Source organism: Ornithinimicrobium carbonis (genome assembly GCF_977012275.1).
On record NZ_OZ348993.1, the window covers coordinates 2,173,973 to 2,199,469 of the forward strand.

The window sequence follows — 25,497 nt, forward strand, 5'->3', positions numbered from 1 at the left end:
GTGCGCCTACTCCTCCTCGTCGCGGGCGACGACGCTCTCGGGGGTCCATTCCTCCTCGGAGAGGTCGTCGTCCTCCCCGTCGGTGTAGTGCATCGCCGACTCCTCGGGGGAGTCCCAGCTCGTGGCGCGACCCTCCCGGGCGACCAGCCGCGCCTCGCGGTCGGGGTGCAGGCCCTCGTCGGGAGCCACGAGACGGCCGATCCGTCCGTGGTCGCCCCCGTAGACGTCACGGCCGGCGGGGACCGCGTCCACGTCGTCGCCGCCGAGCATGTCCTCCTCGGTCCCGTCCAGCCCGGACTCGTTGTCCGGCGCGCCGTAGGCCGACCAGGGATCCGCCTCCTCCTGACGGATGCGCTGGTCGATCGTCTCGTCGCCCCGCTGCTCGCTCGCCGTCACTCCGTAGGCCAACGACCCGTGCAGGCGGTCCGGTGCGGTGTAGCCCCGGTCCAGCGGATCCCCGTCGCCGTCAAGGGTGTCGGCGGAGGACAGCTGGTCCTCGTCGTCGACGCTCCAGACGCCCAGCTCGTCGCCGATGCTCTCGCGATCGTTGTGGATCATCGCCGCTCCTTCGCAGACGGGTGCTCCTCGGACCCTCATCCTACGACCCCACTACAGTCGGTCGCGCGAGGCTCCCCGACCAGCGGGGAGAGGCGGAGGAGGCGCACATGGCGTGGCGCGTGTGGGACCTGGCCGGGCCGGCCCGATCCCAGCGGCTCAACCGTCACCTGGCCTACCACCTCGCCTGGACCGCGGGCGTGCTGAACTCGGTCGGCTTCGTCGCGGTCGGCTTCTACACCTCCCACATGACGGGCCTCACCGCCAGCGTCGCCGACCACCTCGTCCTGGGCGGGTGGGTGGTCGTCGCGATGGGCCTGCTCGCGCTGACCGCCTTCGTCCTCGGCGCGATGACCTCGGCCCTGCAGTTCCACTGGGCCCGGCGCCGGGACCGCTGGCACGACCGTCGGTTCGCCCTCGTCCTGCTGACCGAGGCGGTGCTCGTCCTGCTGATCGGGGCCCTGGCCGACCTGGTGCCCGGGCCCGAGCGTCAGTGGCCCCTGGTGGCGGCCCTGGGGTTCGTCATGGGGCTGCAGAACGCGCTCATCACCAAGGTGTCCGACGCCACCATCCGCACGACGCACGTGACCGGGATGGTCACCGACATCGGCATCGAGCTGGGCAAGGGCGCCTACCGCAACCGGCTCGACGGCGCTGTTCCGGTGCGTGCCGACCTGGACCGGTTGCGGATGCACGCCACGCTCGTGGCCCTGTTCTTCCTCGGCGGGGTGATGGGGGCGCTGGGCTACCTGACGGCGGGCGTCGTGGTGCTCCTGGTCCCGGCCGCGCTGCTGCTGACGATCGCCGTGCCCCCGCTCCTCACCCGACCCGGTCCGCCCCCGGCCCCCGCCCGACTCCTGCCGTGACCGTCGTCGGCGGGAGACCCACCCCCGCCGACGGGCCTCCGACGCCTCGGGGTCTGTCCGGTCCGGCTGGGGATCCGTCCGGTCCGGCTGGGGATCCGTCCGGTCCGGCTGGGGATCCGTCCGGTCCGGCCCGGTCCGGGTCCGGGTGCTCACCGGTCCGTCGGGGCCGCGGTCCCCGGTTACCCTGGACAACGGTATGGAGACCCTCAAGACCTACGACGTGCGCACCCACGGGTGCCAGATGAACGTGCACGACTCCGAGCGCCTGGCCGGGCTGCTGGAGACGGCCGGCTACGTGGACCTGGCCAGCCTGCCCCCGGGGCAGCGGTCGGACGTGGCCGACGTCGTCGTGTTCAACACCTGCGCCGTGCGTGAGAACGCCGCCAACAAGCTCTACGGCAACCTGGGTCAGCTGCGCCCGGCGAAGCTGGCCAACCCGGACCTGCAGATCGCCGTCGGCGGCTGCCTGGCGCAGAAGGACCGGGCCACCATCGTGGAGCGGGCGCCGTGGGTGGACGTGGTCTTCGGCACCCACAACGTCGGCTCGCTGCCGGCCCTGCTGGACCGCGCCCGGCACAACAGGGCGGCCGAGGTCGAGATCCTGGAGTCGCTCGAGGTCTTCCCCTCCACCCTCCCGACCCGGCGCGACTCGGCATACTCGGCCTGGGTCTCCATCTCCGTGGGTTGCAACAACACCTGCACCTTCTGCATCGTCCCCGCCCTGCGCGGCAAGGAGAAGGACCGCCGTCCGGGCGAGATCCTCGCCGAGGTCGAGGCGCTGGTGGCCCAGGGCGTCGTCGAGATCACGCTGCTGGGACAGAACGTCAACACCTACGGGGTGGAGTTCGGCGACCGGCTCGCCTTCGGCAAGCTGCTGCGCGCCTGCGGACAGGTCGAGGGGCTGGAGCGGGTGCGGTTCACCAGCCCGCACCCGGCCGCCTTCACCGACGACGTCATCACCGCCATGGCCGAGACGCCCAACGTCATGCCCAGCCTGCACATGCCGCTGCAGTCGGGCTCGGACCGGGTGCTGAAGGCGATGCGGCGCTCCTACCGCAGCGAGAAGTTCCTCGGCATCATCGACCGGGTCCGTGAGCAGATCCCCGACGCGGCGATCACCACCGACCTCATCATCGGCTTCCCCGGCGAGACCGAGCAGGACTTCCAGGACACCCTCGAGGTGGTCCGTGCCTCGCGCTTCTCCAGCGCGTTCACCTTCCAGTACTCCGTCCGCCCCGGCACGCCGGCCGCGACCATGGGCGACCAGGTGCCCAAGGCGGTCGTCCAGGAGCGTTTCGACCGGCTGCTGGCCGTGCAGGAGGAGGTCTCCTGGGCGGGCAACCGCGAGCTCGAGGGGCGCCGCGTCGAGGTGCTCGTCGCGCCGGCGGAGGGCCGCAAGGACGCCGAGACCGAGCGTCTGTCAGGTCGGGCGCGGGACAACCGGCTCGTCCACTTCGCCGTCCCCGCCGGGGCCGAGCGGCCCCGGCCGGGGGACGCCGTGACCGTCGAGGTCACCTACGGCGCCCCGCACCACCTTCTCGCCGACTCGGGCGTGCGGGGCGGGACGTATGCCGTGCGGCGCACGCGGGGCGGTGAGGCCTGGGCGGCCCTGCAGGACGGTGGCACAGAGGGGACCACCCGCAAGCCCGCGGTGAGTCTGGGCATCCCCACCGTGGGCCGGCCCCCGGCGCCGGAGCCCCTGGCCCCGGCCTGCTGCCCGACGTCCTGACGCCCGGGCGGCCACCGCCGGAGCGGACCGCGCCAGCTTCCGCCCCGTCGACGCGTCGCGCGGGAAGGGTCAGCCGCCGTCGCGCACGGGGCTGGCCCCCCGGCGTCTGGCACGCGTGGGGACGGCCACGCCCGCGGTCCGCATCCGACGCAGCCGGCGTCTCGCCTCGACGCGGTGCCGACGGCGCGCCCGGTAGCGCTCCTCCATCCGCAGCACGTCCGCCATCGCGGCCGGGTGACCGTGGAAGCGCCGGGTGGCGTAGACCAGCAGTCCCAGCGCGATGACGGCCGAGACGATCATGGTGATCCCCACGGCGGGCCCCCCGAAGAGCCACCACCGCTCGGCCACCGGCCACCAGCCGGGAGCCGGGGGGCTCCACAGCCACAGCACCGCGATGCCGATCATCACCAGGGCGACGACCACGGAGGCGGCGATGCGCGGGACGGTCTCCACACCCTCGGCAGCGCCCCGCCAGGCCTTGACCCGCACCGGCTCCATCAGCCGTCGGGCCCAGCCGTACTGGGTGGAGAGGATCGCCAGGCCCGCGAGCGTCAGCAGCAGGCCGGGACCGGGCAGGAACAGGGCGAGGATGCCCACGCACAGGACGACCCACCCCAGGGTCTCCAGCGCTATTCGCTTCGCCGCGGTCACGACGGATGAGCCTAACGGTCCGGTCTGCGAGCACCCTGGCCCGCACCCGGGCCCGCAGGACCGGTCGTGACCGGTGGGTGCCTACGATGTCCCGGTGAGCGCAGCCGAGCCGACCCCCCGTGAGCGTCGGGCCGGACAGGTCGCGGCGCTGCTGGTGGCCCTCGAGGCCGTGGTGCTCGCGGGCATCGCCGCGTTCTACCTCTACGAGCTGGCCGTGGGCGAGGGCAGCGACCCGCTCATCGTCATCATGTCCGTCGCCACGATCGCGGTCTTCGTCATCGGGCTGGCCTACACCGCCCGGGGACTGCGCGCGCGGCACCCGCGGGCCCAGGCACCGGCCATCGCCGCGAACTTCATGCTCGTGCCCCTGGGCATCGCGATGTTCCAGTTCGCCCCCTGGTGGCTGGCCGGCCTCGTGCTGACCGCCGGGTCGGCCACCGTCGCCGCGACCTTCCTCATGGGTCGTCTGGAGGTCCGGACGGACCCCTGACCTGGACCCGGGTGCAGCGACCCCTGAGGACGAGCACGCCCCGTCCCGGGACGCGCAGGTCTCCTGTGGGCAGGTCGACGGCCAGCGGAGCGCCGTGACCCACGAGGGAGGGCTGGAGCACCAGTCCCGTCCGGAGCCGGCCGACGTAGGGGACGGCACCGCGGAACAGGGCCGAGCACGCCGTCAGCTCGCCACCGACGAGCAGCCGTCCACGGGTGCGGTCCGCCCAGGCGAGGACGGTCTCCTCGGTCCGGGAGCCGGTGAGCAGATGCGCCTCGTCCAGCACGACGGTGCCCACCGTGCCGTCCAGGGCTGCGCGCAGCTCGTCGTCGTCCCACGAGCCCGGACCGGCGACGCGCACGACACCCTGCTGGTGCGTCCCGCCGGTGCCGTTCCCCTGCTCCGGCCCGGCGAGCAGCCCGAGGGTGGAGGTGACGCCCGATCCCGGGGGGCCCAGGACCAGCGCAGACCCGGTGGGGCGCGGCACGGGTTCGGCCCGTTCGCCGCCGACCGCCCACGGTCCGTCCGCGTCCAGCCGTCGCGGCAGGGTGACCAGACGGGGTGGAGCAGGACCCGGTGGTCGAGCCGGAGTCGCGCGACCGCCGACGGGAAGGTGCACCTGGGCCACCAGGCCGTCCGAGGCCCGGACCGCCCGCCCGGCAGGCCGGTGCCGTGGCACCTGGACGGGTCGCAGCCCGACCGCGGCGACGTCCGTGGGGTCGTGCGTGGGGAGCAACCAGGTCTGCGGGACGTGCCTGCCCACCGTTCCGGAGACGAGCTGCCGGTCGCCGGTGAGGACGACGCAGACCCCGGCGGAGGGTCCGTCGCGCAGCACCCGCGTCGCCAGCTCGCGGGCCTGCCCCCGGTCCGCCTCCTGCTCCTGGACCCACCGGTCCCAGCCGTCCACGACGAGGACGACCGGTGCGGCCGCGCCGGCCTCCACCGCGGCGAGTCGGCGGTCCACGACCTCGACCAGGGCGCGCAGGACGGCCGTGGCGTGGGCCGGGTCGCCAGGACCGACCCACGCCCGCAGGCCCGGGTGTGCGGACAGCTCGCTGCCGGCGAGGGCGCCCGCCGGGTCGACGACGTAGAGCCAGACGTCGCCGGCGGCGGCGACGAGGGAGCGTGCGGCGGTGGACCGGCCGCTGCGGGGCGCCCCGACCAGGGCGACGTGCCCGTCACCGCGCCAGGTGAGCGGTTCCCACGACTGCTGCTCCGGCCGGTCGGCCACCGCCCAGGCACCGGGGTCCTTCACCGGCAATCGGTCGGGCAGCGGCGGGTGCCACACGGGCCGGGCGCGGACCGGCGTCGACGACCGGGCCGCGTCCTCTTCCGCCGTCCGGCGGAGCACCTCGACGATCCCCTCGACGGCGAGCGACCGTGAGAGGTCGGACGACGGGTCCGTGGCCCGACCGTCGTCCGTAGCCGTCACGACCCGCCAGCCCGCCCACGCGTCCGCCACCTCCTGGACGGTGACCTGCGGGTGGCGGACCCCGGGCCCGGCCGAGGGCCCCGGGTCGTGCGACCGTGCCGGTCCGGCGGGAGGTCCGACCTGGACGGTCTGGAAGGACCGGGCGGGTGAGGCCCCCGTCCGCAGGAGGCCGGCACCGGGGCGACCCTCGGGCAGCTGAGCGGCGTCCGGCACGTCGAGGACGTCCAGGCTGTCGGCCACCTCGCGCACCCGCAGGGCGATGCGGAGGTTGACGTTGGCCCGCAGGTCGGGCGAGACCACCCCGCCCGGCCGCTGGGTGGCCAGCACCAGGTGGACGCCGAGGCTGCGCCCGACCGTGGCGACGCGCACCAGACCGCTGAGGAAGTCCGGCAGCTCCTCGGCCAGGACCCTGAACTCGTCGACGACGATGAGCAGCCTCGGGATGCGGTCCCCGCCCTCCGCCACGTCCCGCAGGCCCTCCTGGGCGAGCTGGCGCTCGCGCCGACGGAGCTCCGCGCGCAGCGACTCCAGGACGCGGTGCCCCAGGTGCGGGTCCAGGTCGGTCACCAGACCGACGGCGTGGGGCAGGGCCGAGAGCTGTCCCAGCGAGGAGCCGCCCTTGTAGTCCATGAGCAGCACGCCGAGGCGGGACGGCGGATGGGCGAGCGCGAGCCCGGTCACGAGCGTGCGCAGGAGCTCGGACTTGCCCGATCCGGTCGTCCCGGCGACCAGTGTGTGCGGGCCGTCGCGGACGAGGTCCACGACCACGGGGGTGCCCCGCGCGTCGGTGCCGAGCGGGACGGACAGCCCCTGCGCCCCGGCCGCCGACGACCACCCCCGGCGCACCTGGTCCGTGTCCGTGGGCCACGGCGCGAGGTCACCCAGGGTCGCCGGCCGGGAGAGCGGGCCGGGTCCTGCAAGGGGGACGTCCTCGGCGCACCCCGCGAGCAGACGGGCCAGCCGGCGGGCCAGCGGCAGGCCGAGCATCGTGGGCTCGAACCGCAGGTCCGGTTCGCCCGGTCGTCGCAGCACCGCCTGCCCCGGCGCGGCCACCTCCACCCGGGGTCGCCCGGCCGGTGCGTCACGGACGTCGTCGACCAGGCACAGGTGCTCACCCCAGCGCAGCCCGTCCGTCCCCCCGTCCGTCCACCCGTCCGGGCTCGCCGGACGGGTGTGCGGCAGCCACGCCAGCAGGTCCCACCCGTCCCCGGGGGGTTCCACGGGATCGACCAGCAGGCGCAGGGCGGAGGGCGGGTGGGTGGTGGCGACCTGCAGCAGCACCGACCGGACCAGGCCGTCCCGCAGGTGTGCCGGACCCACCACCGCCAACGGCTGCTCCAGGTCCAGGGTCACCGGGCCGTCCCCGTGGGTCAGCACCGCACCGTCGTGACGCACGCCGGCCGGGCACCGGGAACGGCCCAGGACGACCTCCAGCGGTTCGTGGGCCCGGGACCACAGCTCCGTGGAGGGCGCCGGCAGCAGGGCGGTGACCACCCCGCCCAGACCGGGACGAGCGGCCCGCAGCGCGGTCAGGTCGTCGGCCAACGCGCGACGGCGGACCTCCTCGAGGCGGATCAGTTCCTCGTCGTGCCGGGCCGCGGCGTCCCGGTGCTCGGTCCGCGTCCGGCGACGCTCGCCGAGGTGGTGGCCGAGGACCATCGCGGGCGCCATCAGGCCGAACAGCAGGAGGAAGGGCATCCGGAGCACCACGGCCAGGGCCACCGACGCCGCGAGGGGGAGTCCCCAGGACCACGCGCTGGGGGGCCGCACGACCTCCCGCTGGGGTGGAGCGGGGGTGCTCAGCGACACCTCCGGCCGTGGCGTGCCGGTGCGGGGCCAGGGTCTGACCTCGGCCCTTCCGCCGCGCCAGCGCACGGGCAGCGGTGCCCCAGGCCGGGTCCGCAGCGTCAGCCGTGAGCCTCCGACCAGCAGGTCGTGGCCGGGGACCCAGCGGCGCGGGCCGGCGGTCCCCTCGGTGCAGGGGTGCGCCTCCTCCTTCTCCGGCGACCAGCGCATCCCGTTGGTCGAACCCAGGTCCTCGACCGTGATGCCCTCGCGGTCCGCGGCGACCCTCACGTGCCACCGGGAGAGCGCGGGGTCGAGGACGGTCAGGTCGCAGGAGGGGTCGCGGCCGACCGTCACCGACGCCCCCGGAGCCACCTGCACGCACGCCCCGGCGTCCGGTCCGTCGGCGACGACGAGCCTGGGCAGGGGCGTGGCGGGCGGGAGGGCCGCGGGCCCCACGGCATACCCGTGCAGGGGGAGCCGTGCGGCGGGGGGCGGGACGGCTACGCCGACCAGGGCGTGGACGTCTGCGGGGGTGAGGTGTTCGGGGCCCTCGAGCACGAGGTACCTCGGCGCCGGGCACGCCGGCACGGTGATCATCGCTCGCACCGGCCCATGGTGGCTCGTTCTCCGCCCGCAGCCTCTCCGTCGTCCACAGCCCCGGGGTCTGTCCACAGATCTGGTTCGGGTTTGGTCAGGCTTTGGCAAAGTCCCTTTACAGTCCTGCTCACGCTTGGTCGCATGGTCCGCTGTGGGGCCGGTGGCCCGGCACGACGGTTCGGAACGACAGGGGGAGGGCAGGTCCATGCAGGCCGCGCTGCACGATCTCGAGGAGGACGTGCGTGAGCTCATCCGTCGACGTCGGCTCGACCCCTCCCGCGACGACCTGGAGGTGCGCGACCTCATCGGCGAGGTCCTCGACGACTACGACGAGCGCGCGCTCCTGGGCGGACTGGTCCCGCTGGGGGACCGTCGTGAGGCGCAGCGCGCCCTCCTGGAGTCGGTGGCCGGCTTCGGCCCGCTGCAGCCCTACCTCGACGACCCGACGGTGGAGGAGATCTGGATCAATGCTTTTCGGGGTTACGGTAACGGATGGTGAAGAGTGAACCCGCTGGTCAAAGGCCTATGCGAGCGTTGGCAGCATTGGCAAAGAACGGCCTTGAATGATCCTCGTGCGGCCCCTGTGCGGCCCCGCTCGGGTCTCTTCCTGTTGTCGGACCTGCCTGAGCCAGGCCATCCGGACGCCCGATCCGAACCGCCCTCCGTGCCTGGACTGCTGTCGCCGCCTCAGCCGGACGGAACCAACGATGCCCAACGTAGCTAGGATCGGGGCCCATGACTCAGGCACCGGGAAGAGAAGAAGCAGCAACTCAGGACGACGACGGCATCACGGTGTACCTCATGGACTCCCAGGGCGAGGTGTCCGTTCGCCGTTCCAATGAGATTCCCCCCGACACTGACGGTCTGCTCGAGTTTGTGGTCTTCACGGCTGGCATGGATGGCGACTTGCACCAGCACTGGTTCGTCGCCGACGGCCAAGACGCCCCCTTCGACATCAAAATCGGGCCCGGCGGAGACCTCGCTGTGGGCATCGAGGGCAAGATGCTGATGATGTTTGCGCCAGGCGTGTGGCGACAGGTGCGTACAGCTGCGGCCATGCCCTGACCGCTCCCTCACCATCAAGCATGTTGGAAGCCGCCGCGGCGGTCCCAGTAGCTCCTGGACTCGACTACTGCCTTAGCGAACTCGCGCTGAGAGACCTGCAGACCTACCTGGATGGGTCGGTCGACGGCCGCCAGGAGCACCCGCTCGGCGTCTGCTGAGAGCTGCACGACCGGAGCCGACCCCCCATTGCCCGGAGTCGACGAGGTCCGATCCGAGGCGGTGCGTAGCCGTGGGGGTGCGTCGATCGAGGGCGACTCGAAGCTCGTGGAGGCGACCTCGTCGGTCAGCCCTCCCAGGGTGCTCCTGACGTCCCCGAAGCGGTCCTCCAGACCCCTCACGAAGCCGTCGATGATGAGCTGACCGGCGCCGCGCAGGATGCTCCGGTCCTTGGACGCGGGACCCTTCCAGTCGGGCAGCAGGTTGGTCAGCCTGCCCAGCTCGCCCCTCACCCGGTCGAAGCCGCCCCGGAGGCCGCCGAGGAAGCCGTCGATCACGTCGGCCGCGGCGCCGGTGAGCAGTCCGGAGAGGTTGCCGAGGGCGGAGACGATCCGTCCGGGCATGTTGCGGAAGAAGCCGAGGACCCGGTCGATGCCGTCGCTGACGGCGGTGCGTGTCGCGGTCATCGCGGTGGTCGCCAGGTCGCTCAGGCGCGACGTGAGGGCGCTGGCGGCGTCCTGGGCACGCCCGGGCAGGTTCTGGAAGAACGTCACGACCGCGTCGATACCGGTGCTCACCGCGGTGCGGATGGAGGTCATCATGTCGCTGAACTTCGACGGCAGGGTCTGCAGCCATGCCCAGGCGGCTTGGACGCCGGCGGTGATCGCCTGCCAGGCGTTGATGACGGCGTCCCGGAAGCCGTCGTTCGTGTTCCACAGGATGAGGAACCCGGCGACGAGACCGGCGACGAGCGCGATGACGAGGCCGATGGGGTTGGCGAGGAGGGCGGCATTCAGCAGGAGCTGGGCGGCCGCTGCGGCGGTCGTGATGACCCTCCAGGCGGCCATGGCGATGGTGAAGGCCTTGAACCCGGCGACGGCGCCGAGGATGGCACCGGTCAGCGGCAGGAGCCAGGCGGCGTTGTTCTGGACCCAGGTGCCGAAGGAGGCCAGGGCGGGCACGACGGTGCCGGTGAGGAAGTTGCCGAACTCCTGGATCTTGGGCACGACGGTCTCGGTGAGGAACGCGCCGAACTCCTGCAGGCGGGGCACGCCCTCGTTGGTGAACCAGGCGCCCAGGGACTGCAGGGCGGGCAGCAGGTGGTCCTGTGCCCAGGTGCCGAGGGCCTGGATCGCGGGGACGCCCTGCTCCAGCAGGTAGCCCATGGCGGCGGTCGCGGCGGGCAGGAAGACGGCACCGAACTCGGCGGCCAGGTTGCCGGCGACGGCCTTGGCCCGCTCCATCTTGCCGGCGAGGGTGTCGTTCTCGGCGGCGAACATCCCGGCGGCGTCGGCCGACTGCTCCATGATGAGCGCCTGGGTGGCGAGGGCCTTCTCCTGCTTGGTCAGCTCGGCCACGTTGGCCTTGCCACTGTCGGCCAGGGCGCGGGCGTTGATGTCGGCCTGGTTCAGGGACACGCCGTACTGGCGCAGCGGCTCGAACTCACCGCGCAGCGCGGAGGCCATGGCGTTGCTGGCGTCCACGACGGTCCCGCCGAAGGTGGCGGCCAGGTCGGAGGACCGTGAGATCAGCTCGTCGGTGGTCCCGGCCAGCTCCTTCATGGGGGTGCCGCTGTTCTTCAGCGAGGTCCCGATGACGGTCGCCAGCTCGTTGTAGGCGTTCTGGGTCAGCCCCAGGTCCATGTCGGCGCCCTTGGCGAGGGCGTGGACCTCGTCGGCGGTCTGCTTGAAGACGGCGTCGACGCCGCCCATGGACTGTTCCAGCCCGGAGGCGGCCTTGACGCCGGCGACGGTGAGCGCGGCGAAGCCTGCCCCGGCGGCGGTCGCCCCGACCGCGACGGCCTTGCCGAGGGCGCCGACGGCCTTGCCGATCTTGCCCAGGCCCATCTCGTTGCTGAGGTTGTTGAAGGCCTTGGACAGCGGCTTGGTGTCTGCCAGGACGCTGACGGTGATCGTCTGACCTGCCACGGTTCACCCCCTCCTCTTCTGGGTCTTGTTCCACTCGGTGACGATAACGCGGTGCTCGGCCACGGTGAGGGCGTAGTAGTCGCCCGGGGTCATCCGCAGGTGGACGGCGAACTGGGCCATCTCCTGCAGACGGGCCTCCCTCAGCTCTTCCGCTGGGTCTTCCTCGAACGGGCCGGGGTGGCGGGCTCGTCCAAAGGGTCGGACCCCTCCTCGTCCTCGGCGGCCGGGGTCGGCTGCAGGATGGTGTTGGCCTCTTCGAAGGTCAGCTCCTGGGCCTTGTTCCAGGTGAAGGTGGGGTCCTCGCGGCGCTTGGCGATGAAGGCGAACGCGGCCAGGGCCAGGCCCTTGGGGCGGTCGTCGTCGCCGAAGGAGGTGATCGGCTGACCGGACAGCTCCTCGATCTTGGCGACCTCGCCGAGGGTGAGCTTGTTGACGTCGATCATGGGTGGCTCCTTAGGTCAGGTTCTGCTTCTTCAACAGGTCACCGACGCCGTCCTCGAGGGCGGCGAAGGTCTTGGCGCGGGTCGACTGGACCGCGTCGGCCAGGAAGGGCTTGGCGGCGATGTTGCGGGCGGGCCAGCCGTAGTGCTGGACACCGGCGTAGGGGACCCGGGCGCCGCCTGCACGGACGACGGCCTTGGTCTTGCCCCGGCCGGCCCGTAGCGAGCCGGCCAGGGCGCCCGACAGGGTTGGCGCGTTGGGGGTGGCGGTCGCCACGACGATCAGCCCGATGGAGTGCATCAGGTCCTTCATGTCCTCGGCGGACGCGCCGGCGGCCTCGAAGGCCCGTAGCGCCTTGCGCAGGCCCTCGATCTTGACCTGGGCGCCTCCGGAGCTGAAGGTCACGTCCTTGACGGCCATGGCGCCGGTCAGACCCCGCCCTCGTCCAGGGTCGGGCCGGTCTCCACGTCGAGGCGGACCTCGAAGGTGAACTCGCTCGTGCGGGACGCCTCGCCACCGACGGACGGCTTGGGGCCGACCTTGCAGGTCCCCAGGAAGTGGGGCTGCTCGGCGGTGGCGGTCTCGTTGCCGTGGGGGGCGTAGGTGAACGGCACGACCTCGCCGGTGCTCTCCCACAGGTAGCGCCAGAAGGAGCCGGTGGCGGTGGACTGCACGGCGGAGATGGTGAAGAACCACTGGCGGTCGGTGCCAGACTCACCGGCGGCGTCCTCGAAGGTGACGACGTCGGAGTCCTTCTCCTCATTCTCCAGGACGACGCTGGTCGCGTCGGCCCAGTAGTCGGTGCCGGGGGTGCCGAAGGTCAGGGCGAGCTTGTTGCCCCGGATGCGGGTCGAACCCATGGTGTTTCTCCTATTCGGTGGTCGTGACCCGGAGCGGGCCCTGGACGATGTGGAAGCGGGACTCGAAGGTCTGCTCGGTGGTGCGGCCCGCGGACCCGCCCAGGCGTGGGGCGAGGGGCACGGTCAGGACACCGGTGAAGTGGGGCTGGTCCTCGGTCGGCAGGGGGTTGCCGTGGGGGGCGTAGGCGAAGGGGACGGTCTGACCCTGGTGCTCCCAGCAGAACGTCCACAGGGAGGCGGCGGCGGTCGACTGGACGGCCTCCACGTCGAACCAGGAGCGCAGGCGGATCAGCTTGACCTCGCCATGCATGTCGGGGACCTCCAGGTCCTCGCCGTCCATGACCACGCTGGTCGCGTCGGCCCAGTGGTCCACGCCGTCGACGTGGAAGGAGAGTCGGTCGCCCTTGATCCTCGGAGAGCCCATCAGGTGCCCCCGTCCGTGATCGTGTCGACGGTGCGGGCGACGTCCACGGTGGTGGACAGGAAGTGGGTGCCGGCGTGGCCGAGCATGGTCGGCTGGTCGATCCGCTCCACGTCCCAGGCGCCTTGGTCCAGGGCCACGGCCGTGGCCGCGACCACGTGGTCCAGCTGGCGGGTGGCGGTCTGGTTGGTGCCCTGTGAAGCGACGAGCACCACGGTGAAGCGGACCGACCAGGATCCGAAGGTCTCACCGGCCTCCACGTACGGGGAGCCGGCGGCGATGATCGCCACGGGAGGGGTGATCCGCTCGGGCAGGTGGTCCAGGACCGTCCCGATCGGGGCCAGGACGGCCTGCAGGTCCTCCCGCAGGGCTCGCAGCGTGTTCATGCGAGCCCCGCGGGCAGGAAGCGGTCCAGGATGGGGTACGCGCCGAGCATGGGGTCTCGGGCCATCCGGACCGGTGACGGTCCGTCCAGGGCGGCGAACTGGGTGATCCCGCCCGGGGCGTTGCGTCGGTGGAACAGCTCGGCCGCGACCTCCAGCGTCGCCCTGTGCAGGGTGACGGCAGGCACCACGTTCAGCCCGACGTAGGCGGCGACGAGCTCCTCGGCCTCTGCCCAGCAGGCAGCGACGAAGGGCTCGTCGGCGGTCGCCGTCGAGTTGACGTAGGCGCTGAGGTCGGCGGCGCTCATGGTCAGACGACCGGGGCGGTGACCTTGACCAGGCCCGGGCGGACCTGGACGTAGGAGGCGGCGTAGCCGTACACGCTGAACGCCTTGGACAGGTTGACGATGTTCTCGTCCTGCAGCCGCATGGGGGCGCCGGGCGCCTCCTGGGTGCGGATCGCGGTCTCGTCGTAGGCCACCGTCGCACCGGTCGGGGCGCCGGGCCAGAGGGTGACCGGCACGCCGGCGATGTTGCCGGTCAGGCTGGACACGGTCAGGGTGCCGAGCTTGTCGGTCGGCGCCTGGGTGACCTGCAGGATCCGGTCCGTGGAGGGGACGGCCAGCAGGGAGAGGAAGACGTCCTTGGCGACGATCAGACCGGAGAGCGTCACGTCGGAGTCCTCGAAGTGCTCGACCAGGTCGATCAGGCCCTCGACGACGCCGTCCTGGGTGGTCAGGTCGGCCTCGATCTCGGCCAGGGCGGTGGCGGTGGCGTCGTTGTACGCCGCCGTCAGGGTGCCCCGGGTGAGGGTCTCCACGGCCTTGGCGTAGCGCAGGGCCATGGCGCGGAAGGAGAAGTCGACCACGTTGACCGAGGACCGCTCGATCTCCTGGCGGGTCATCTGGGTCCAGCCACCGAGGGTCTTCACCGCTGCCGTGGCGGTACCCAGGTCGACCTTGCCGTAGAGCAGGTCATCGCCCTCGGCGGCCTGCACGTCCACCTGGGTGGTGTCGTCGGCCAGGTAGCCGTACTCCACGTTCATGCCCTCGGGCGGAAGGTCCTTGGTGTGCTGGAAGAGGCTGGTGACCCGCTGGCGGGCCTCGCCGAGGCGGATGACGTCGCCGACCCAGGAGTCGCGGGAGATGGAGTCCGCGGTCGTCGCGCCGGTGTAGGCACGCATGGCGGTCTCGTCGCCGGCGGCCACGGCCTTGACGTACTCGCCGAAGGACCGGAACTGCAGGGCCGGCTCCTCGTCGGTGCGGGTGGCGACCTGGGAGCCGACGAGCTTCAGCTCGCGGTCCAGGTCCTCGATGCTGGTGCGGACCTCGTCAAGGTCCGCCCGGGTGAGCGTGTCGCTCATGGTTTCCTCCTGGTGGGGGGTGGGCTGTGCCTCGCGGACCGAGGTCACGGTGGCCTTGTCGTAGGCCGGGATGGGGACGACCGAGACCTCGCGGACCCGGATCTTGGTGCGCGTCAGGGTCATGGACCCGTCGTCGTGGACCTCCTCGCGGTGCTCCACGGGCACGAAGCCGATGGAGAGCCGGTCGACCACGCCGTCGCGCAGCAGCGTGTAGGCCTCCTCGCCGCGGGGGGTGCGGGACAGGACGCCGGTGATCTGCCAGCCCTCGTCGGTGTCCTCGGTACGGGTGATCCGCCCGATCGGCTCGGCGTGGCGCCACCACACCTTGGCGTCCTCGGAGTCGACGACCGCGCCGCGGGCGATCCGCTCCTCGTAGAGATCTCCGATGCGGGCGACGGTGTCCCAGGGGACCGCGATGCCGGTGAACTCGCGCTTCTCCTCGTCGGTGTCCTCGGCCAGGCGGACCTGGAACTCGCGGACCTCCAGCTCGGGGGTGGTCGTGGTCATGAAGGCTCCTCGGTGGGTGCAGGGGCGGGGCCGAGCGGGTCCAGACCCTCGATCCGGCGGACCTCGTCGACGGTCAGGAAGCCGGCCTCCAGGGCGACCTTGTGCGCGTCGTAGCGCTCCTGGGTCGAGGGGCGCAGGATGGCGTCGACGTTGAAGCGGGCGGTCTGACCACGGGGCAGCAGCGCGGTCACGGCCTCCTCGATCTCGCGCAGGTAGGCCATGAGGGTCCAGCGCAGGAAGGACAGGTCGGCGGCCTGTCCGTTGAGGTAGGTCATGGACCCGCCCTCGACGACGGAGAGCATCAGGTGCGAGGGGATCCCGAACAGGCGGGCGATGTCGGTGACGGTGAACTGCCGCGACTCCAGGAACTGGGCGTCCTTGGGTGAGATCAGCAGCGGCCGGTAGTCCAGTCCGTTGCCCAGCACGGCAGGCTCGGCGCCGTTGACCGAGGTCAGCCACTGGGTCTTCACCGCGGCGGCCTGCTCGGCGGTGATGTGCTGGTCGGACTTCAGGACGCCGTTGGGCACGGTGCCGGCGTTGAACCACTCGGAGGCGTAGTCGCGCAGGTCTGCGGCGCCGGTGAGGTCCTGTGCGGCCGCCTGGATCGGCCCGAGCCCGCGCAGCCTGCCGGGGACGCGCAGGAGGGCCAGGTGCTGCACCTGCCAGGAGGCCAGGGTGCGGCCGCGGTGGGAGAAGGTGCCGTCGTCGTTGATGTGGACCTCGTTGGGGTCCAGCACGAGCAGCGCGGAGGGTGCCTCGGCCGGTGAGGACCGCTCGACGCGCCAGAACGCGTTGCCGTTGGCGGCCAGGGACGTGGTCGTCATCTCCAGCCACGCCGAGCGGGGCACCTTCACGTCAGGGCGACGGACCCACGTCGGGGAGGGGATCGTCTCCTCGCCACGCCACAGGTCCAGGGAGAGCTGGGACACGGCCGAGGAGATCAGCGAGAAGGCCCGGTAGACCGGGATGAGGGTGAGCGCCTGGGCCTGGGTGATCGGCAAGCGGTCGGACCGCGCCGGGGGCATGACGCCCTCGGGGGTGGTCTCGGAGCGGATCTCGTCCTGCAGGTCGGGCAGTCGCTCGGCTCCCTCGATCACGGGGAGCCCCAGCAGTTGCGACCACCAACCCAATGCAGATCCGATCCGGACGCGGTAGCGGGACACCCTCAGTCTATCATAATGATTCTCATTCTCAGTAGACCGTCGGCGGGGTGTCCGTCTCGACCTCGGCGGCCAGGACGGCCAGGGCGGTGGCGACGACCGCGTCGATCTCGACCGAGGAGTCCTTGCGGCTGATCCGGTAGGCGTCCCCGACGTTCTTGCGGACCGTGCGAGGCACCTGGACGGACAGCAGGGGGTCTCCACGGTGCTTCAGGCGGCCGTGGGCCAGCTTGGAGTGCAGCAGGCCGCTGGCGTTCACCATGTCGCCCTGGGAGCAGATCCGTGCGGGCAGACCGCGGCGCTTCAGCTCAAGGCCCAGGTCGCGCAACTGGTAGGAGTCCATGGCGTAGGTGACGGGCGACCACCGGGCCAGGTCGGTGCAGACCGCTGCCAGACGCTCGATGGTGGGCTGCGGGATGGAGGCGACGAGCTGGGTCCAGACGGTGTCCCCGACCCGGACCGCGGCGCTGATCGAGGCGAAGCCCCACTCGGGCGTGCGGTCGATCCCGAAGACGGGGCGCAGGTCGCGCGGGAAGGCTTGGTCCTCGGCCCAGGCCGCGGCGACCCACTCACCGGCCCCGATGAAGACGCCCGACGAGCTCACGAAGCGGTTGAGCCGGTAGCGCACCACGTCGGCCGGCGGCATGGAGCGCACGTCGGACAGGACGGTCTCCAGGTCGACCCGCTCGGCGGCCAGGGCAGGACCGGCGGCCTGCAGGTAGCGGGCGAGGGTGGCGTCGTCGTCGGGCACGGTCGACTCGGGTGCCTCCCATATGAAATGGGCGAAGGTGTCCCCGGCCTCACCGGTCTCGGCCAGCTTGTAAAGGTGCTTCAGCAGGTCGGAGCCGTCGTCGCCGGCCGTGGTGATCCCGACGACGAGACAGTCCGGGCGGCCACCGGTGCCGGAGACCAGGTCGGACCACAGGGCCATCCGCAGCAGGTGGACCTCGTCGACCAGGCCCAGGTCGATCGGCAGACCCTGCAGCGCGGCCGACTTCGACGCCTTGATCTCGTACCGGCCACCGTCCTTGGCCCGGATGCCGCGGGTGTCCGTCAGAGCCTCGAAGGCCACGGCCAGGCCGGCGTTGGCCGAGATGACGCGCATGGTCCGGTCGTAGACCAGGCGGGCCTGCTCGGCGCTGGAGGCGATACCCACGACATAGGGCGACGTCTTCCACAGGAGGAACAGCAGGCCCAGGGCGGCGGCGATCTCGGTCTTGCCGGACTGGCGGGCCATGGAGACGAGGACCTGCCGGCGGCGCAGGCGACCCGTCGCGGGGTTGATCTCGGTGATCGCCTCGAGCAGGTGCTCCTGCCACTCGTCCAGCTGGTAGCCGCGGGCGGTCTGCCAGGCGATCCGGAAGACGGCGCGGTAGCGGCCGAAGACGGACGGGAAGTCCTCGGTCAGCGGGGGCGACCAACGCGCCGGGGGCCAGGCGGGGATCACGAGGCCCGGGCCTCCTGCAGCGCCACGGTCAGCGGGTCGACGCCAGACTCGACGGGACGCTCCTTGGACAGGGACCGGAACGCCAGGCCGAACTGACCCAGGAGCGCAGGGGCCATGTCGCCGGCGTCCAGCTGCACGGCCATCGCCCGCAGGGACACCACGGCCGGGGCGTGCTGGGGTCCCAGCCATGGCGAGGCGTCCTCGAACTCCTGCACGGCGGCGCTGAACGTCACCGGGGTCTTCTTGCGGCTCATCGTGGCTCCTCGCCGGATATTTGGGCCTCGTCGGTGGGAATCAAAGGGGAGGCGGGGTCAGGGAGGGGCAGCGCTAGAAACGGGATCGGGTCGGCTCGTCGGTCAGACACGTCGGATCCATTCGGGGTCGTACCAGGCGGTGCGGGCCATGACCCGGGCACCCTTGGACGCGTTGCAGCGGTTGCAGGCGCTGACGAGGTTTGCTTCGTCGTCGGTGCCGCCGTTCTTCTTGGCGACGATGTGGTCGACGGTCGTGGCTTCTCGTCCGCAGTACGCGCAGGTGTGAGCGTCACGGGCCAGGACGCGGGCGCGGGTCCGTTCCCAGTCGGTGCCGCTGCTGGAGTAGCGGCTCACCGCTGCAGGTCTCCTCGTCGCTCGGCCCGGTAGTGCGCGGGGCACAGGCCCTTGGCCCGGACGGTGTCCTCGCAGTCGGGGACCTCGCACACCTTGGGGGGCAGGGCCTCCTTGTGGTGGTCCTGGCACAGGGTGCCCCCCCTCTTGCGGCGGGGCTGGGTGCAGCCGGGGGCCTCGCAGGGTGGGGCGTCCTGGCGGCGGGCCCTGTTGTAGTGGACCCCGCACATGCCCTTGGACTTGGCCGGGGCGGTGCAGTCCTCGACGCTGCAGGGGGGTGCCTCGGACAGGCGGACCTCTTCGTAGTGGGAGCCGCACAGGCCTCGGCCCCGGACGGGTCGGTCGCAGCCGTCGAGGCTGCACGGGGTGGGCGTGCGGGCACGCTTGTCGGCCATGTAGTGGGCCATGCACATGCCCTTGGCGTGGCTGCCGTTGGTGCAGTCCCCGACGCTGCAGGGCGCCACCTTGGCCTTGTGGCGTTCGTAGTGCAGGCGGCACTTGCCGCGGGAGTAGTGGCCCTCGGTGCAGCCGTCCTCCTCGCAGGTGGCCGGCGGGGTGTAGGTCTGCCAGTCGCCGCGGTCGACGGCTCGGTTGCGCTCGAAGTTGTAGTGGTTGCGGCACAGGCCTCGGCCGACGGGTGGCTTGGTGCAGAGGTTGACGAGGCAGTAGTCACCGGCGCTGGTGTAGAACGTGGCGCCGAGGCCTTGCCGGTCGATGTCGTCGGCCTGGGCCTGCAGGTCCTCGAGCTTGATGATGACGGAGGCGGGGTCGTCATCCTCGAAGGCTCGGGTCCACATGGGCCCGTGGGTGTAGACGACGCCCTTGCCGGGGCCGTCCAGGGCTTCCTGCTGGGCTTCCAGGGAGGGGCCGTACTTCTTGCGTGCCTCGATGCCGGCGGCGGCCTTGGGTGAGCGTGGGGCGTAGCCGACGACGTCGGAGAAGTGGTTGCGGGCGCGGTGCTTGAGCGACCCGTAGAGCCATGCTGCGTACTGGCGCTCGGGGGCGGGGTGCCAGGGGTCGGGGGTGAACTCGGTGCCGGCCTCGACGGCCTTGACGAGGAGCCAGTCGCGCAGGTCGTCGCGCAGGTCGTGGTCTCGGTGGGTGTCGTAGAGGCGGGCGCCGGTGTTGCGCCAGACGGTCTCGGCGGTGTGCATGGTGTATTCGGCCCAGGCGTGGGGCCATTGGTGCCACAGGTAGCGGTCCCACGGTTCGGGCATGCGGGTGGCGAACCACATGGGGATGCCGGCGTCGGTGAAGAAGTCGATCGCCTGCTCGGCGGTCAGCTCGGTGGTGGGGCCGGGGTCGAGGATCCGGTCCATGGAGCGACGACGGCTCATGATGCCTCCTTGGCTTCGGCGGGGCGTAGGCCGGGGATGCCGATCACTCCCCAGGCGCGGTCGTTCTGGATGCTGGAGAGGACGCTGCGTAGGACGGTGCGGTCCTGGAGCAGCTCTTCGAGGGGTCGGGGGTTGCCGTACATGGCCTCGCCCTCATAGGCGATCTGGTGGTCGGCGGCCTCCTGGTCGACGAACTCGTCGTAGAGGCGTTCCAGCATGGTCTGGGCGTCGGGGCCCTTGCGGGTCATCCAGGTGTCGTCCGTCGCTGCGCTGGAGACCCCCCAGGGGTCGTTGGCGTCCTGTACGAAGGCCAGGAAGTTGCGCTCCAGGTCGCCACGTTCGTGGCACCTGGTCATCCATGCCTGGGCGGACTTGACGTTGTGGGCCTTGAGGAAGTCGTCGATCAGGTCCAATCGCTCATCCTCCTCGTCCCAGGCGAGGAGGTGAGCTGCGTGACGTCGTGCGGGCGAAGAAGATGAGTTTGGATCTTTGATATGAACCTTTGATTGAGTACGTCTCCCGTACTGCTGGATGACGGGAGACGTACTGCTGGCGTCGTGAGGCGTACTGCTGGACTGGGCCAGGGGTCCGTCTCCCGTACTGCTCAGGGGTCCGTCTCCCGTACTGCTGGGCTGCTCAGGGGGTCGCTCGCCCGACCCCCTGGAGCCACCGGGGATGACCATGGCGTAGGTCGTCGGCTTGTGCTGGCGACCCTTCTCCACGACGACGAGCCACCCGCTGTCACGCAGGCCCTTCAGGGCACGGTTGGCGGCGTCTCGGGAGAGGCCGGTGCGCTCCATCAGCCGGCACATCGTGACCCACACGAGCCGCTGGTCTCGTGCGTGGTCGGCGAAGATGGAGGCGACGAAGCGCTCCAGCGGCTTCAGGTCGCTCGAGTAGACGGCGTTCATCCAGTTGTGCCGCCACCACAGTCCCGTCGTCTCGGTCATCGGTTGCCGGCCCTCCCTCGTGCCTTCAGCGCCGCGACGTACTTCTCCCGCTGGCGGGTGTCTGCCCGGTAGACCTTCAGGGCGGCCCGGGCGAGGGCGGCGTCCGTGCGGCTCGTCCTGGCGGCCACGACGGTCTTCCAGCGGTCGGGGCGTGCTCGTGCCCATCGCAGGGCACGGGCGGCCTCGTCGCGCTCCACGACGGCCACCAGGCCGTACGGGAGCGTGACCTCGTCCTCAGGGTCCTCGTCCTCCCACAGGGGTTGGGTGGCCGCGGTCATGCGGCCTCCCGGACGGCTTGGGTGCCACGCCAGATCCGGCAGACCCCACCGTGACGGGTCGGCCGTGCCGAGGGCTGGTAGCGGACCGGCTCGATCAGGCCCCTGGCGCTGGCGTTGAGGAACAGGGGACCCCACCGGTGGGGCTTGTCAGGCTCGGGCACGCCGATCCCGACCAGGTCGTAGGCCTCGAACTCGGCGCCGCTACGCGCCCACCACAGGAGGGCGCGTTCGGCGCAGTCGCGCCACCATGTGTCGGCGTTGTCGAGGACCTGGTCGGGGTCGAAGGTGGGGATCTCCTGGGGCTCCATCAGACGGACCTCGCCTTCCTGTCGACGCGCATGAGGGTGCTGACGTAGCGGCTGCTGATGTCGTCGGTGCACTTGTCGCAGACGCCGGGCGGGAGGCCTGACCCACCGTCGACAATGCAGCCGAGGGCGTGGAAGCGCAGGCCGCCCGGGCCCTTGCCGGCCCTGGTGCGGTTCGGCAGCTGGTGGCCGGCGTTCGTGGGGATGACCAGGTACCCGTGGCGCGTCACCCGATCACTCCCATGCCGTCAAGGACCTCCAGCGCCTCCTTGTACGCGTCCAGCTCGTCCTGGGTGAACCGCTCCCGCACCAGACGCTTGGCTTGGTCCCGGTCGCTGATCCCGTGCCGGGCGAAGAGATCCCGGATCGTGCGGGCGGCCTCGGCGGGGGTCATCAGCCGACCTCCCCGTCGTGCCCGAGCGCCTGCATGGCGGCGGCGATCGCCTGGTAGTGCTCGGCAGCGTCGTCGACCGAGCGGGGCGTGAGGTCCGCGCAGCGGCGCCACTCGTCGGCGTGGGCCTGGTAGCTCTGCACGTCGCCGTCGTTGGTGATCCGGTAGGTGCCGCCGTTGAGGGCCTGCCAGGTCAGGGGGAAGGTGGCGGCCGGGCGGCCCTCGATCAGGTCAGCGGCCGTGATGAGGGCTTGACCCAGGCGCCGGGCGTCGATGGCGGTGACGGTGACCTCGGCGACGCTGTCGACGTAGACGCTGACCTCGGTCAGCGACTCCCGCGGACCGTGATCGTTGACGAACGCGCCCACGGACACCCGCAGCTGGTCGTAGCTAATGTGCGCGGCCGAGGGGGTGCTGACCCACTCGTCGATGAACCGGTCGTAGTAGGCGCCGTAGTCATCGGGGTGGACCCCCTCGCCGCGCTGGGGGGCCACGTCGGTGGCGGGGTCCTGCATCCACGCCTCGGGGGTCTTGATGCTGTCGGTCCCGTCTGGGATGATGGTCATGGACTTGCTCACTTCCTGGTTGGTGGTGGGGTGGTTCAGGCCCTGGCCGGTGTTGCAGCACCGTGCCGGGGCGTTCTTCGTGGTGCGGGTCATGTCAGACCGCCGTTCGGTGGCTTGAGGTCTGCCGGTAACGGGTCTCCATCCACTCGATGACCTCGTCCTCCCATGCGACCAAAGACCGCCCGGAGAGTTTGAAGAGGTTGGGGCCCTTCTCTGGAGCGTTCGAACGCCAGTACCGAAGGGTGTTCTTAGGGACGTGGGTCATCGAGCTGACCTCGTCGAGGGACAGGATTCGCCTGGCCGCTCGGGCCTGGTCGTCCGCCATGGTCTGTACCTTTCTGGTTGGTGGTGATGACACCAGTATGACACGGAACCGGACTGATGGGCAATGGGTGTACCCGATCGGTGTGTTGCGGGGGTAGGGTGGTCTGCATGGACACCGATGAGCAGATCGGGCGGAACGTGCGCGCCCTGCGTGAGGCGCAGGGGTTGAGTCAGGCCGAGGTCGCCGCACACATGTCGCGGCACCATGCAGGCTTCTATCCGCAGACGATCACGAAGATTGAGGCGGGCCGCCGATCGCTGAAATTTGTTGAGGGGCTGCGGCTCGCTTCGCTGCTCAGGGTGAGCCCGCAGGAGCTCTTCAAGCCCAGCGGCCACGCTGTGGGGGACGTCAGGGCCACCGGGCTCATGATGAAGGCTCGTGAGGGTTACGACGCCTTGAGGCGCGGCTTCGACTTCTGGCTGCAGTCACGGGAGAAACTGCAGGCCGCCCTCGGTGGAGAGAGGGACCTGGTCTCGGAGTCGGTGGCAGAAGAGGCCCTCGCCGTCCTCGAGCAGACCCAGATTCCGATCGATGTAGAGATTGGGTTGGCGGGCGTGTTCGAGCCTCCTCTGGACCAGGCCAAGATCGAAGCGGCTCAGAAGGACGACGCCAGACGACTTGCCGCCATGTCGTCGGTGCGGGTGGAAATTGCGCAGCAAGAGGCTCAGATCCGGGCGGAGCGATGGGAGCGCCGGCGACGGGAGTCGGGGCAGGGCGAGGACGTGTCGGGGCACATCAAGCATGTGGTCGAGTCGGGGCAGGCGGAGGTCGTCGACGACCGCTCCGAGGGGTCGAAGGGTGGTGGCCGGATGGTCTGGTCTGCGGAGGGCACGGGCCTGTCAGCGGAGGACAAGCGACGTGCGGAGGACCTGGCCCGGGAGCCGACGGCCAAGGCGAAGTCGAAGAAGGGGGAGTAGTCCATGGGGCGCAGGGCTGGACGGGCGTTCATCGAGGACCGCTGGTATCGGGAGGACCGCGCCACGGGGAAGAAGGTGCCGGCCAAGCGCCACGGGGTCGGGAGGCGCTGGAAGGCCCGCTGGATCGAGGAGGACGGGCGGGAGCGGTCCCAGTCCTACGACCGCAAGGTCGACGCGCAGCGGCGCCTGGACGAGGTCACGGCCGACGTCCTGACGGGGCGGTACGTCGACGCACGGGCGGGGGAGGTCACCTTCTCGGCGTACATGGCCCGGTGGGCGGCCCTGCAGGTGTGGAAGCCGCGGACGACGGTCGGGGCGGACCTGATCCGCCGGTCGGTGCCGTTCGGCGACGTCGCGCTGAGGTCGCTGACCAAGGCCCACGTCGAGGCGTGGAAGAAGCAGATGATCGCCGACGGTTACGCGCCGCTGACGGTCAATCACCGGCTGGTGACGGTCCGCTCGGTGCTGAAGGCGGCCGTGGAGGACAACGTCGTGCCCTCCAACGTGGCGGCCAGCGTGCGTCCGGTGCGGCTGGACGGTCGGACGAAGAGGGTGGAGATCCCGCCGGCGCAGGACGTGGCCGCGGTGATCGAGGCGTCCGAGCCGCGGATGAAGGCCTACGTGGAGCTGGCGGCCTACGCCGGTCTGCGGCTGGGGGAGATCTCGGCGGTCCAGGTCGGTGACGTCGACTTCCTGCGGCGGGTGCTGCACGTCCGTCGTCAGGTCCAAGCGCGTCCTGGTGGCCCTCCGGAGGTCCGTGAGCCGAAGTATGAGAGCGTGCGCGACGTCCCGATCCCGGACGAGCTGGTGCAGACGTTGGCCCGGCACGTCGAGGATCACGGGGTCTCCTCCCAGGGGTGGCTGTTCTTCACCGGCGCGGGGCGGCCGATGCCACCGTCGTCGGTCAACAACTGGTGGGGCAGGACGACGAGGGCGGCGGGGGTCGAGGGGCTGCACCTGCATGCCCTGCGGCACTTCTTCGCCAGCGGGCTGATCGCGGCCGGGTGCGACGTCGTGACGGTGCAGCGGGCGCTGGGTCACTCCAAGCCGTCGACGACGCTGGACACGTACTCGCACCTGTGGCCCGACGCCGAGGACCGGACGAGGGCGGCCGCGGGGTCGTTGGCCCGCAGGGTGCGGGAGAGCGGCGGTGCGGCCCAGGTGCGGCCCGGCGGTGCGGTGACCACCGTCTGACCTGCACCGATGGGGGGCTACGGTTCGTTCTGGATCAACGAGCCCCACAAGGTCTTCGTGGCCAGGCACGGTCGGCCCGAGCTGACGCCGACGTTCCTCACCGAGCAGCAGGTCCAGGACCTGGTGGAACGCATGCTGCGCAGCTCCGGACGGCGCGTCGACCTCAGCAGTCCGTTCGTCGACGCCTCGCTGCCGGACGGGAGCCGCCTGCACGTGGTGATCCCCGACATCACCCGGCGGCACTGGGCGGTGAACATCCGCAAGTTCGTCGTGGCCGCGGACGACCTGTCCGACCTGGTGCGGCTGGGCAGCCTCACGCAGGCGGCCGCGGACTTCCTGGCCGCCGCGGTGGCCAGCGGTCTGAACATCCTGGTGGCGGGCGGGACCCAGGCCGGCAAGACCACGATGCTCAACTGCCTGGCTGCCGCCATCCCCGCCCACGAGCGGGTGGTGACCTGCGAGGAGGTCTTCGAGCTGCAGATCAACCTGCGGGACGTGGCCGGGATGCAGTGCCGCCAGGCCGGTCTCGAGGGTACCGGCGAGGTGCCTCTGCGACGCCTGGTCAAGGAGGCGCTGCGGATGCGGCCCGGGCGCATCGTCGTGGGTGAGGTCCGCCAGGAGGAGAGCCTCGACCTGCTGATCGCGCTCAACAGCGGCCTCCCAACTGTACTTGAGGCCGCTTGATGCTCGCGCCGACTGACCCATGCGTAGCGTCGGACGCTGCATCGCCGGCCGGTGCACGTTCTAGGCGGCCTATGCGGCAATCCAAAACAACTTCTCGGGCTCTCTG

The 25,497-nt window shown here is 71.3% G+C and carries 29 protein-coding genes and 1 pseudogene; 8 read left to right on the forward strand and 22 right to left on the reverse strand.

Features of this window, described 5'->3' with window-relative positions; all coding sequences use genetic code 11:
- Positions 1-6: 6 nt before the first annotated feature.
- Positions 7-558: a DUF5709 domain-containing protein gene (locus tag ACWHYA_RS09830; RefSeq protein ID WP_425941484.1), complete on the reverse strand. Its 552-nt coding sequence runs from the start codon at positions 556-558 to the stop codon at positions 7-9.
- Positions 559-665: 107 nt separating this feature from the next.
- On the opposite strand from ACWHYA_RS09830, the gene ACWHYA_RS09835 reads away from it, so the two are divergent.
- The gene (locus ACWHYA_RS09835) at positions 666-1,421 is read left to right on the forward strand and encodes a YoaK family protein (RefSeq protein WP_425941483.1); all 756 of its coding nucleotides are present in this window, start codon (positions 666-668) and stop codon (positions 1,419-1,421) included.
- A 196-nt stretch (positions 1,422-1,617) separates the two neighbouring features.
- Positions 1,618-3,150 (forward strand): tRNA (N6-isopentenyl adenosine(37)-C2)-methylthiotransferase MiaB, encoded by a 1,533-nt coding sequence (miaB, locus tag ACWHYA_RS09840; protein WP_425941482.1) that lies wholly within the window; start codon positions 1,618-1,620, stop codon positions 3,148-3,150.
- 69 nt (positions 3,151-3,219) lie between these two features.
- On the opposite strand, the gene ACWHYA_RS09845 is transcribed toward miaB, so the two are convergent.
- Complete coding sequence (locus ACWHYA_RS09845) at positions 3,220-3,801, reverse strand: PGPGW domain-containing protein (protein WP_425941480.1); 582 nt, start codon at positions 3,799-3,801, stop codon at positions 3,220-3,222.
- A 94-nt stretch (positions 3,802-3,895) separates the two neighbouring features.
- Here ACWHYA_RS09845 and ACWHYA_RS09850 point away from each other — a divergent pair, with 94 nt between their 5' ends.
- Positions 3,896-4,291 (forward strand): hypothetical protein, encoded by a 396-nt coding sequence (locus ACWHYA_RS09850; protein ID WP_425941478.1) that lies wholly within the window; start codon positions 3,896-3,898, stop codon positions 4,289-4,291.
- Here the strand turns inward: ACWHYA_RS09850 and ACWHYA_RS09855 are convergent.
- Positions 4,257-8,108 carry an FtsK/SpoIIIE domain-containing protein gene (locus ACWHYA_RS09855; protein WP_425941830.1) on the reverse strand — a complete coding sequence of 1,284 codons (3,852 nt, stop codon included), beginning with the start codon at positions 8,106-8,108 and terminating at the stop codon, positions 4,257-4,259. The two genes, ACWHYA_RS09850 and ACWHYA_RS09855, sit on opposite strands and share 35 nt — an antisense overlap.
- Positions 8,109-8,313: 205 nt before the next feature.
- On the opposite strand from ACWHYA_RS09855, the gene ACWHYA_RS09860 reads away from it, so the two are divergent.
- Together ACWHYA_RS09860 and ACWHYA_RS09865 are read left to right on the forward strand one after the other, a co-directional pair.
- Positions 8,314-8,607 (forward strand): hypothetical protein, encoded by a 294-nt coding sequence (locus ACWHYA_RS09860; protein ID WP_425941477.1) that lies wholly within the window; start codon positions 8,314-8,316, stop codon positions 8,605-8,607.
- Positions 8,608-8,843: 236 nt separating this feature from the next.
- Entirely contained in the window at positions 8,844-9,173 is a 330-nt protein-coding gene (locus ACWHYA_RS09865; RefSeq protein WP_425941475.1) for a hypothetical protein, read from the forward strand.
- A 14-nt stretch (positions 9,174-9,187) separates the two neighbouring features.
- Here ACWHYA_RS09865 and ACWHYA_RS09870 read toward each other — a convergent pair whose 3' ends face one another.
- From ACWHYA_RS09870 to ACWHYA_RS09960, 19 genes are all read right to left on the reverse strand, one after another.
- Positions 9,188-11,257 (reverse strand): hypothetical protein, encoded by a 2,070-nt coding sequence (locus ACWHYA_RS09870; protein ID WP_425941474.1) that lies wholly within the window; start codon positions 11,255-11,257, stop codon positions 9,188-9,190.
- 140 nt (positions 11,258-11,397) lie between these two features.
- Positions 11,398-11,700 (reverse strand): hypothetical protein, encoded by a 303-nt coding sequence (locus ACWHYA_RS09875; protein ID WP_425941472.1) that lies wholly within the window; start codon positions 11,698-11,700, stop codon positions 11,398-11,400.
- Between the two features lie 10 nt (positions 11,701-11,710).
- The gene (locus tag ACWHYA_RS09880) at positions 11,711-12,118 is read right to left on the reverse strand and encodes a hypothetical protein (protein ID WP_425941471.1); all 408 of its coding nucleotides are present in this window, start codon (positions 12,116-12,118) and stop codon (positions 11,711-11,713) included.
- 8 nt (positions 12,119-12,126) lie between these two features.
- On the reverse strand, positions 12,127-12,558 hold the full coding sequence (locus tag ACWHYA_RS09885; RefSeq protein WP_425941469.1) for a hypothetical protein: 432 nt from the start codon (positions 12,556-12,558) through the stop codon (positions 12,127-12,129).
- 10 nt (positions 12,559-12,568) lie between these two features.
- Positions 12,569-12,982, reverse strand: a complete 414-nt coding sequence (locus tag ACWHYA_RS09890) for a hypothetical protein (protein ID WP_425941467.1) — start codon at positions 12,980-12,982, stop codon at positions 12,569-12,571.
- The gene (locus ACWHYA_RS09895; protein ID WP_425941465.1) at positions 12,982-13,365 is read right to left on the reverse strand and encodes a hypothetical protein; all 384 of its coding nucleotides are present in this window, start codon (positions 13,363-13,365) and stop codon (positions 12,982-12,984) included. Before ACWHYA_RS09895 ends, ACWHYA_RS09890 begins: the two co-directional genes overlap by 1 nt.
- Positions 13,362-13,670, reverse strand: a complete 309-nt coding sequence (locus tag ACWHYA_RS09900; RefSeq protein ID WP_425941463.1) for a hypothetical protein — start codon at positions 13,668-13,670, stop codon at positions 13,362-13,364. Before ACWHYA_RS09900 ends, ACWHYA_RS09895 begins: the two co-directional genes overlap by 4 nt.
- A gap of 2 nt (positions 13,671-13,672) precedes the next feature.
- Complete coding sequence (locus ACWHYA_RS09905; protein ID WP_425941462.1) at positions 13,673-15,232, reverse strand: HK97 family phage prohead protease; 1,560 nt, start codon at positions 15,230-15,232, stop codon at positions 13,673-13,675.
- Positions 15,229-16,329 (reverse strand): phage portal protein, encoded by a 1,101-nt coding sequence (locus tag ACWHYA_RS09910; RefSeq protein WP_425941460.1) that lies wholly within the window; start codon positions 16,327-16,329, stop codon positions 15,229-15,231. The genes ACWHYA_RS09905 and ACWHYA_RS09910 overlap by 4 nt, the downstream gene beginning before the upstream one ends.
- A 94-nt stretch (positions 16,330-16,423) precedes the next feature.
- A complete protein-coding gene (locus ACWHYA_RS09915) occupies positions 16,424-17,839 on the reverse strand; it encodes a hypothetical protein (protein ID WP_425941458.1) in 1,416 nt (471 codons plus the stop codon).
- Positions 17,836-18,093 carry a hypothetical protein gene (locus tag ACWHYA_RS09920; RefSeq protein WP_425941456.1) on the reverse strand — a complete coding sequence of 86 codons (258 nt, stop codon included), beginning with the start codon at positions 18,091-18,093 and terminating at the stop codon, positions 17,836-17,838. The genes ACWHYA_RS09915 and ACWHYA_RS09920 overlap by 4 nt, the downstream gene beginning before the upstream one ends.
- Positions 18,094-18,195: 102 nt before the next feature.
- Entirely contained in the window at positions 18,196-18,447 is a 252-nt protein-coding gene (locus ACWHYA_RS09925) for an HNH endonuclease (protein ID WP_425941454.1), read from the reverse strand.
- A complete protein-coding gene (locus tag ACWHYA_RS09930) occupies positions 18,444-19,781 on the reverse strand; it encodes a hypothetical protein (RefSeq protein ID WP_425941452.1) in 1,338 nt (445 codons plus the stop codon). Before ACWHYA_RS09930 ends, ACWHYA_RS09925 begins: the two co-directional genes overlap by 4 nt.
- Positions 19,778-20,731 (reverse strand): helix-turn-helix domain-containing protein, encoded by a 954-nt coding sequence (locus ACWHYA_RS09935; RefSeq protein ID WP_425941451.1) that lies wholly within the window; start codon positions 20,729-20,731, stop codon positions 19,778-19,780. Before ACWHYA_RS09935 ends, ACWHYA_RS09930 begins: the two co-directional genes overlap by 4 nt.
- Positions 20,728-21,009, reverse strand: a complete 282-nt coding sequence (locus ACWHYA_RS09940) for a hypothetical protein (protein ID WP_425941450.1) — start codon at positions 21,007-21,009, stop codon at positions 20,728-20,730. Before ACWHYA_RS09940 ends, ACWHYA_RS09935 begins: the two co-directional genes overlap by 4 nt.
- Positions 21,006-21,317, reverse strand: a complete 312-nt coding sequence (locus tag ACWHYA_RS09945; protein ID WP_425941448.1) for a hypothetical protein — start codon at positions 21,315-21,317, stop codon at positions 21,006-21,008. The genes ACWHYA_RS09940 and ACWHYA_RS09945 overlap by 4 nt, the downstream gene beginning before the upstream one ends.
- Positions 21,317-21,544, reverse strand: a complete 228-nt coding sequence (locus tag ACWHYA_RS09950) for a hypothetical protein (protein WP_425941447.1) — start codon at positions 21,542-21,544, stop codon at positions 21,317-21,319. The genes ACWHYA_RS09945 and ACWHYA_RS09950 overlap by 1 nt, the downstream gene beginning before the upstream one ends.
- Positions 21,541-21,708 carry a hypothetical protein gene (locus tag ACWHYA_RS09955; RefSeq protein ID WP_425941445.1) on the reverse strand — a complete coding sequence of 56 codons (168 nt, stop codon included), beginning with the start codon at positions 21,706-21,708 and terminating at the stop codon, positions 21,541-21,543. Before ACWHYA_RS09955 ends, ACWHYA_RS09950 begins: the two co-directional genes overlap by 4 nt.
- Complete coding sequence (locus ACWHYA_RS09960; protein WP_425941444.1) at positions 21,708-22,364, reverse strand: hypothetical protein; 657 nt, start codon at positions 22,362-22,364, stop codon at positions 21,708-21,710. Before ACWHYA_RS09960 ends, ACWHYA_RS09955 begins: the two co-directional genes overlap by 1 nt.
- Before the next feature lie 339 nt (positions 22,365-22,703).
- Here ACWHYA_RS09960 and ACWHYA_RS09965 point away from each other — a divergent pair, with 339 nt between their 5' ends.
- The 3 genes and pseudogenes from ACWHYA_RS09965 to ACWHYA_RS09975 all read left to right on the forward strand — a co-directional run.
- Positions 22,704-23,513, forward strand: a complete 810-nt coding sequence (locus ACWHYA_RS09965) for a helix-turn-helix transcriptional regulator (protein WP_425941442.1) — start codon at positions 22,704-22,706, stop codon at positions 23,511-23,513.
- 3 nt (positions 23,514-23,516) lie between these two features.
- Positions 23,517-24,707, forward strand: a complete 1,191-nt coding sequence (locus ACWHYA_RS09970; protein WP_425941441.1) for a tyrosine-type recombinase/integrase — start codon at positions 23,517-23,519, stop codon at positions 24,705-24,707.
- A 30-nt stretch (positions 24,708-24,737) separates the two neighbouring features.
- Positions 24,738-25,370, forward strand: a pseudogene (locus ACWHYA_RS09975) (CpaF family protein); the annotation flags it as partial.
- Positions 25,371-25,497: the final 127 nt, after the last annotated feature.